Annotated in this window: 6 protein-coding genes; 3 read left to right on the plus strand and 3 right to left on the minus strand. The window is 71.9% G+C overall.

Annotation, left to right across the window (positions count from 1 at the left end; translation table 11 throughout):
• Window positions 1-70: 70 nt before the first annotated feature.
• The 3 genes from AB0I11_RS31395 to AB0I11_RS31405 form a co-directional block, all read right to left on the minus strand.
• Window positions 71-2,266, minus strand: coding sequence for an MMPL family transporter (locus AB0I11_RS31395; protein WP_357328933.1), 2,196 nt, complete (start codon window positions 2,264-2,266; stop codon window positions 71-73).
• A gap of 74 nt (window positions 2,267-2,340) precedes the next feature.
• Entirely contained in the window at window positions 2,341-4,323 is a 1,983-nt protein-coding gene (locus tag AB0I11_RS31400; protein ID WP_357328936.1) for a multicopper oxidase family protein, read from the minus strand.
• Entirely contained in the window at window positions 4,320-4,727 is a 408-nt protein-coding gene (locus AB0I11_RS31405) for a DUF6220 domain-containing protein (RefSeq protein WP_357328939.1), read from the minus strand. The genes AB0I11_RS31400 and AB0I11_RS31405 overlap by 4 nt, the downstream gene beginning before the upstream one ends.
• A 202-nt stretch (window positions 4,728-4,929) precedes the next feature.
• On the opposite strand from AB0I11_RS31405, the gene AB0I11_RS31410 reads away from it, so the two are divergent.
• From AB0I11_RS31410 to AB0I11_RS31420, 3 genes are all read left to right on the plus strand, one after another.
• Window positions 4,930-6,174 carry a sensor histidine kinase gene (locus AB0I11_RS31410; protein WP_357328942.1) on the plus strand — a complete coding sequence of 415 codons (1,245 nt, stop codon included), beginning with the start codon at window positions 4,930-4,932 and terminating at the stop codon, window positions 6,172-6,174.
• Complete coding sequence (locus tag AB0I11_RS31415) at window positions 6,171-6,863, plus strand: response regulator transcription factor (protein ID WP_357328945.1); 693 nt, start codon at window positions 6,171-6,173, stop codon at window positions 6,861-6,863. The genes AB0I11_RS31410 and AB0I11_RS31415 overlap by 4 nt, the downstream gene beginning before the upstream one ends.
• A gap of 158 nt (window positions 6,864-7,021) precedes the next feature.
• Entirely contained in the window at window positions 7,022-7,819 is a 798-nt protein-coding gene (locus AB0I11_RS31420) for an alpha/beta fold hydrolase (RefSeq protein WP_357328948.1), read from the plus strand.
• The last annotated feature ends 164 nt before the right edge of the window (window positions 7,820-7,983 follow it).

Here is a 7,983-nt window from a genome sequence, read left to right on the forward strand (position 1 = left end):
TGCGGTTGTGGTCGCCCGGCGACCACAACCGCACCCGAACCGGCGCTCCGGCCCGGGGACACCGGAGGGGTCAGGCTCTGGCCTCTTCCCCGACCCTGGCCCGGGCGGTCGGGGTCGCCCTCGGTGCTCGGCGTCCCGGCATCCACCAGTTGGCCTTGCCGCACAGTTCCATCACCGCGGGGACGAGGACCATCCGGACGATGGTGGCGTCGATGAGCACGGCGACGGCCATGCCCAGGCCTCCCTGCTTGAGGGAGACGTCGGGGCCGAGCAGCGAGGTCGTGAAGATGGCGATCATGATGGCGGCCGCGGCCGTGATGACTTTGGCCGTCTGTGCCAGCCCGCGGGTGACGGCCAGCCGGGTGTCGCCGGTGCGCTCGTACTCCTCACGGACCCGCGAGATCAGGAAGACCTCGTAGTCCATGGCGAGCCCGAACAGGAGCGGGAACATCGTCACCGGGATGTAGGTCGTGACCGGCATCTCGGTGGGAAATCCGAGGGCGGAGCCGAACCATCCCCACTGGACGACCGCGACGATCACGCCGTAGGCGGCGGCGATCGACAGGACGTTCATCACGGCGGCCTGCAACGTGATGGTCACGGACCGGACCAGCGCGATGAGCACCACCAGGGACAGCAGGATGACGACGGCGATCATCGGAAGCAGGCGGGAACTGATCCTGTCGGCGTAGTCGATGGTGGCCGCGTTCGGGCCGCCGACGTAGACCTCCTTGCCGCCGGATGCCCTGGGCAGCACGTCGTCGCGGAGCTTGTGCACCAGGTCCGAGGTCGCCTCGTCCTGGTACCCGGTCCTCGGGAAGGCCATGAAGGTGACGGCCTGCCCGTCCGTGCTGACCCTCGGCGGGGTTGCGTAGGCGATGCCGTCGGTCCTGCCGACCGCCGCGACGACGGAATGCAGATCGGCGCCGGCGGAGTCGGTTTCGGTGGCGAAGATCAGGGGTGCGCCGTAGCCAGGTCCGAAGCCCTCGGAGATGATCTCGTAGGAGGTGTAGCTGCTTCTGTCGTGGGGCTGGACACTGGCGTCGGGCATGCTCAGGCGCATCGACAGCACGGGGACGGCCAGCACCAGCATGACCGCGCCGGCCAGGAGCGCGGCGGGCAGCGGCCACCGCTGCACCACGCCCGCCCAGCGCTCCGCGAGGGTACGACGGTCCTTGGCCGGAACGCCCTCGGCCCTCGCCCGGCGGGACGCGCGGCGGGGCAGTCGCAGCGAGTTGATCTTGTAGCCGGTGAAGCCCAGGAACGCCGGCAGCAGGGTCACCGCGGCGCCCACCGTGACCAGCACGGCCACCGACGTGGCAACGGCCATGCCGGTCAACATCTGATCACCCATGACGACCAGACCCAGCAACGCGATCACCACCGTCGTGCCGGCGAAGAGCACCGCGCGACCCGCGGTGGTGATGGCCTTGACCGTGGCGCTCTCTGGAGCGTCGCCGTCCGCCAAGGCGTCCCGGTAGCGGGTCACGATGAACAGTGCGTAGTCGATGCCGACACCGAGTCCGATCAGCACGGCGAAGACCACCGCGAAGTCCGGCGCGGCGACCAGATGCCCCACGAGCTTCATCAGGGCGACGCCGCCGAGGAGCGCCAGCAGCGCGGTCACGATCGGCAGGCCCATCGCCACCAGCGATCCGAAGGCGATGAACAGGATCACGGCTGCCGTCAGGACGCCGATGCTCTCGGCCGGGCCCTGCGGCGGCGTCTCGGCCTTTTCCGCCCTGTCCCCGCCCAGCCCCAGCGTCACACCGTCGCCGGAGGCTTCCTTGACCGTGTCCACCAGGGGCTTGACCTCGGTCTTCGCCACATCCTTCGCGGTCAGCGGGATGATCGTACGGGCGATACGACGGTCCTGCGTCACCAGCTTCGGGTCCTCGTACGGCGAGGTCACCGGTCCGGTGATGGGCGAGGCGTCCAGCTCCGCGATGACCTTCTCGATCCGCTGCCGGACGGCGGGGTCGTCGACCCCCTTCTCCGCCTTGATCGCGAGAGTCAGGGTGTCGCCCTGCTGCTCGGGGAAGTGCTTCTCGATCAACGCCTGCGCCTTGGCGGAATCGCTGTTACCACCGGCGTACTCGTTGTCCGGGGCGGCACCGAAGGTGAAGCCGAGGAACGCCAGGGCGAGCACGCCGACGATCCAGGTCAACAGGACGAGCCGGCGGCGCCGGTAACAGAACCGGGCAAGTCTCGCCAGCGCTCCATCCGCACGGGGAGCCTCGGTCGCCATCATCTTCTCCTCAATCATCGGTCTTCATTTCGGTGCGGAGATGCGCGTCAGCAGGGGCGCAGCCAGTGGGCCGACCAGCGGCGGGGGCCGGATCAGTGATCATGGGCGGTGCCCTCGCCGTGCGGGCCGCCGAACGGCGTCGTGACGCCGGCGTAGCGGAGCCGCAGCATCATGCCCTGCTCCGCGTGGGGCAGGTTGTGGCAGTGGTTCATCCAGATGCCGGGGTTGGTCGCGCGGAAGGCGACCTCCCACGTCTCCCCGGGGCGGACATCGAAGGTGTCCACCCACAGCGGACTGCCCGTCGACGGCGTTCCGTCCCGGGACAGGATCAGCACGGAATGGCCGTGCAGATGCCAGGGATGGGTTTCCAGACTCCGGTTGACGACGGTCATCCGGACCACGTCACCATCGGCGACGAGCTGGTCGGGGATGCCGGGGTGGCCTCGGCCGTTGACGGTCTGCGCGTACGCGGGGCGGCCGTTCACCATGGCAATTCCGCGGTCGAGGACCATGGTGAAGTGCCGGTCAGCCCTGCCCGGATCGAAGGGTACGGCGGCCGGGGCTCCGTATCGCAGCAGGTCGAGTTCCGGCAGACCGGAGGTGTCCGCCACGTGCGTTGCCGCGGAGGCATCGGCGGGCGGGCGCAGCCGTAGTCCGCCCGCTCGATCGTCGTCGACAACGAGTGCCACGGACCTGTCGGGCATGCGGAACACCAGGTCGTACCGACCGCCGGCGGGCAGGTGCAGTCCAACGTCGCGGACCTCCCCGGGCTGGTTGAGGTCCCGACCGTCGACGGCGGCCAGCCGGAACGGGGTACCGGCGAGGACGATCCGGTGCGGATCCGAGTCGGTATTGATCAATCGCAGCCGCACGGGTGCACCGGGTGGCGCGGGGTGTTCGGTCCGGCCGTCCCTCGCGGCGATCACGACGGTGCCGTCGAAGGTGTGCACGGGCAGGGTGAGGTCCACCTGCTCGTCCGCCCGCTGGCCGGCGCGCGGTGACACCACGAGACTTCCGTACAGCCCTTTACGTACGCCTATGTGGGACGCGTGGTGGGTGTGGTACCAGTAGGTGCCCACCTGGTCGGCGCGGAACCGGTAGACGAAGTCCGCACCGGGTGGCACGGCCCGCTGGGTCACCCCCGGTACGCCGTCCTCGCCGCACGGTACGTCGTAGCCGTGCCAGTGCAGGGTCACACCGTCCTCGATGTCGGCGTTGCGTAGCCGTACTTCGACCAGGTCACCCTCGGTCGCGGTGAGGGCCGGACCCGCGACCTCGCCGTTGAAGGCCCAGGCGTCGACCTCTCGACCGGACGGGAGCCGTACCGTGGCCTGCTGCGCGGTGAGCACGTGCCGCCGCACGGTGCCACCCGGTGCCGGTGCGTCAGCGCCCCGCAGGTCGGCCACCGACAGGCCCGCCCGCGACGGGCGCCCGGGGCCGCCGCCCCGGGTCACCGATTCGGCGGGGAGGAACGACAGCCCGGTGCCGGCACCCGCCGTGGTCACCACGACCGCGCCACCCGTCCAGGCGATGAACCGGCGGCGCGAGATCGCCCGTCGATCCTCCGGTGCCGGCGCGACATCCACCTCAGCGGTGCTCTCGCCGGGGGCAGCGACCACCCGCGCGGTCAGCAACGCGCCGGCGCAGACGAGCGAGACCGTGATCACGGCGGTGCCTGCGGTGAGCGGATATCCGACCAGGAAGGTCACCACCAGGCCGGCCAGCGCGGCGTAGGCCGCGGTGAACAGTGCGACGACGGCGCGTACCGACCGACCGACGGTGCGCCCCCGCCCTGCCGCGAGCAGGTGCGGGCCGGCGAGCAGCACGGCGCCGACGCCGGCGGCGCCCAGCATCGGCAGCCCCAGCAGCACCTTCTCCTGCACGAACCACCAGCCCCGGCCGGCCAGCATCACCACGGTGCCCACCCGGAGCAGCGTCACGAGCACCGCCGTGCCCAGGACGGCAGGCGTCAGCCGGGTCCGCCGCAGCGCCAGTGCCACGCCGGCCGCGAACCACGCGGCGATGCTCAGCAGCGCGACGACGTGGTCCAGAAGGATCCACGAGCCGGTGCTCATGGCGCCGGTAGCGCGGGCGTGGCCGGCCTGGACAGCTGCCGGGCCTGCCGGATGATCGTCCCGGTCACCGCCACGATGGCCAGCCCGTTGACCGCGTGCAGGCCGAAGACGAGCCCGCCGGCGGTGCCGTCGAGCGCCGTGGCGACTCCCTTGATCAGGAACTGGACAATCGCGAGTCCGGTGACCAGGCCGCTCATGCCGATCAGCCGCCCGGGCATCCGGGACGCCGCGGCGACGACGGTCACCAGGACGGCGATCAGCACGATGACGCCGCCCAGCGCGCGGTGCGGCTGGAAGGACTCGTCGTTGGGTGCCGTGTCGAAAGCCCCGCTGGCAGCCAGAAAGAACTGCGTGACGACGGCCAGCATCTGCAGGGCCGCCAGGCCGGCGAAGAATTTACGCATGGCGCGCTCCTCGAATTCGGAGGGGGTGATCGCTCATGGCGGCGATCGTCGCGTCGGTGCGGCGGTTGTCGCCTCTGGCCGTGGATGGCGGGCGTTACGCAATCCGGCGTAGCCGCACCCGGATCTCCCTACGCCCGTCGGCGTAGTCGGTCGCGCAGCTCTGCCGAGCGTCGTCGGTGGGCGGGAACAGTACGATCACGGCATGCAGCCACGTACCGTGTCGTTCCCCTTGCGGGTGGTGGGGCAGGACGTGGCGCTCGCGCTCTTCATCACCGTGATGCAGGTGCAGGGCACGGTCGCCAAGGTTGCCGGCGAGGGAGAACTCCGCTCGCTCAGTCACCTCGGAAACCTCGGCTACGCGCTGCTGACGGTGAGTGGCCTGGTCCTGGCCGTCCGCCGCCGGTGGCCGGTTCCGGTGTTCGTCACCACCGCCCTCGCCAGCCTGGTGTACTACGGTCTCGACTTCCCGGACGGGCCCGGCTGGCTCGGCCTCTTCGTCGCCCTGTACACCCTTGCGGCCTACGGTGACGGGCGCCGGTCGCTGGTGGTGGCCGGCGTGGGCACGAGCCTGCTCACCGTCGGGTGGCTGGTCGCCGCGGCCGACATCGAGCCACGCGCCGCCATCGGCTGGGTGTTCTTCCGGATCGGTGCGTCGGTCATGAGTGCGGCCCTCGGCGAGTCCGTCCGGTCCCGGCGGGTCATCGCCGCCGAGGCTCAGGAGCGTGCCGAGCTGGCCGAACGGACCCGCGAGGAGGAGGCGCGGGCGCGGGTCGACGCCGAACGGCTCCGGATCGCCCGCGAGGTCCACGACACGGTCGCCCACGCCATCGCCATCATCAACGTCCAGTCGGGGGTCACCGCGCACGTGCTCGACAAGCGGCCGGACGTGGCACGCGAGGCGCTGCGGGCGATCGAGCAGACCAGTTCCCGGGCGCTGCGCGAAATGCGGGCCATCCTCCGGGTGCTGCGTGATGACGACGACGGACGGGTGCCGTACCCCGGGCTCGGTCAGATCGACGAACTCGCCGTCAAGGCGCGCGAGGCCGGACTCGACATCAAGATCGAGGAAACGTCCCCGGAGACGTCGTTGCCGAGCGCGGTCGGTAGCGCCGCCTACCGGATCGTGCAGGAATCCCTCACCAACGTGATCCGCCACGTCGGCCCGACCCGGGTGACGATAGCGCTGCACCCGGGCGTCGACGCCGTGCAGATCCGGGTGACCGACGAGGGCCGCCGCGCCGCCTCAGGTGAGGACGCCGGGGACCTGCACCTACCGTCCCAGCATCGGGCCCGTGCCGGCACGTCGGCCGGGCCCGGCCGCGGGATCGTCGGCATGCGCGAGCGCTGTGAGCTGCTCGGCGGTGAACTCGACGCCGGGCCGAGGCCGGGCGGAGGGTTCGAAGTCAACGCCCGGCTGCCCCTCGCGCCGACCGGGCCCCGCCGATGAGCGCGGCGGCCGCGTCGGCGCTGACCCACGCTCCGGTCAAGGTGCTGCTCGCCGACGATGAGGGCCTCGTGCGCTCCGGGTTCAAGGTGCTGCTCGACCTCGAGGAGGACATCACGGTCGTGGGGGAGGCCACCAACGGTGCCGAGGCCGTCGAGCGGGCCCGCGCCACCCGCCCCGACGTCGTCCTCATGGACATCCGCATGCCGAAGCTGGACGGGATTCAAGCCACCGCGCAGATCGCCGGGATGCGCGGCCTGGAGCAGGTCCGCGTCCTCATCCTCACCACCTACGACACCGACGAGTACGTCTTCGACGCGTTACAAGCCGGCGCCAGCGGTTTCCTGCTCAAGGACGCCGGACCGGCCGAACTCCTGCATGCCATCCGGGTGGTCGCCGCCGGCGACGCGCTGCTCGCGCCGCGGATCACCCGACGCCTCATCGGCCAGTTCACCGCGCAACGAACGGCGACCCAGGCCGCGGCGGACCGGCTCGCGGTGCTGACCCAGCGCGAGCGCGAGGTGCTGGCCCTGGTGGGTCAGGGCCTGAGCAACGACGAGATCGGTGCCGAACTGTTCCTCAGCCCGGCCACCGCGCGCACCCATGTCAGCCACGCGATGGCGAAACTGGGTGCGCGGGACCGCGCCCAACTGGTTGTCGTCGCCTACCAGACAGGACTGGTCAGCCCGTAGCTGCCCACCGCTTTGGCGACCACCGGCGCGGCTGGCGGAGGGCCGAGCCGGGCGCGACGCCCGCCGGCTTTCACCCGCATCCACCGGGGCCCGGGGGCGAAGATGGGTGTGCACGTGACACCGGCAGACCGTCGGCCGCGCGGACGGGAGGACGCCGGGTGAGCTACGCGGACGTCAACGGACTACATCTCTGGTACGAGGTGCACGGCGCCGGGAGGCCGCTGCTCCTGCTGCACGGCGGGTACGGCTCGGTGGAGATGTTCGCCCCGATCCGGCCGGCGCTGGCCGCCCGCCGCCAGGTGATCGCGGTCGACCTGCAGGGGCACGGCCGCACCGCCGACGTGGACCGGCCGCTGCGCTACGAGTCGCTGGCCGACGACGTGGCCGCCCTGCTGCGCCACCTCGACCTGCCGGCGGCCGACCTGCTCGGCTACTCGCTCGGCGGCGGGGTGGCCCTGCGTACCGCGATCCAGCACCCGGCCCTGGTCCGCCGGCTGGTGCTGGTCTCCACGCCGTGCCGCCGGCAGGGCTGGTACCCGGAGGTGCTGGCGGCGATGGCCGCGCAGGACGCCCGGACCGGCGAGCGGATGCGCGGCACCCCGCCCCACGAGCGGTACGCGTCGGTCGCCCCGCGCCCGCAGGACTGGCCGGCGCTCTGGGCGAAGACCGGTGAGCTGCTGCGTCGCGAGTACGACTGGTCCGCCGAGGTGGCCGCCCTGCCCATGCCGGTGCTGCTGGTCTACGCCGACGCCGACGCGATCCCGGTCCGGCACGTCGCCGAGTTCTTCGGGCTGCTCGGCGGCGGCCACCGGGACGCCGGCGGGGACGGCACGGGCCGGCCCGCGTCCCGGCTGGCGGTGCTGCCCGGGCTCACCCACTACGACGTGCTCGGCTCGCCGGCGCTGCCCGGTGTCGTGCTGCCGTTCCTCACCCACACGCTGCGCGCGCCCGAGTGACCGCCCGCGCCGGAGGGCCTGACCGGCGCGGGTGAGGACAGAATCGCGGGCGGGCGCGGCGCGCGCCGCCCGCCCCGGAGGTGCCCTTCACCGCCCTGGCCGCCGACGAGGACCGGATCCACACCGCCTGCCGCACGGTGATCGCCGGCTACGCGAAGCTGCCG

The organism is Micromonospora sp. NPDC050495, from assembly GCF_040655175.1.
Classification (GTDB): Bacteria; Actinomycetota; Actinomycetes; order Mycobacteriales; family Micromonosporaceae; genus Micromonospora.

Bases quoted from the DNA above. Each gene is read 5' to 3' on its own strand.
- AB0I11_RS31405 (WP_357328939.1), bottom strand. From the start codon at position 4,727: ATGCGTAAATTCTTCGCCGGCCTGGCGGCCCTGCAGATGCTGGCCGTC.
- AB0I11_RS31395 (WP_357328933.1), bottom strand. From the start codon at position 2,266: ATGATTGAGGAGAAGATGATGGCGACCGAGGCTCCCCGTGCGGATGGA.
- AB0I11_RS31415 (WP_357328945.1), top strand. From the start codon at position 6,171: ATGAGCGCGGCGGCCGCGTCGGCGCTGACCCACGCTCCGGTCAAGGTG.
- AB0I11_RS31410 (WP_357328942.1), top strand. From the start codon at position 4,930: ATGCAGCCACGTACCGTGTCGTTCCCCTTGCGGGTGGTGGGGCAGGAC.
- AB0I11_RS31400 (WP_357328936.1), bottom strand. From the start codon at position 4,323: ATGAGCACCGGCTCGTGGATCCTTCTGGACCACGTCGTCGCGCTGCTG.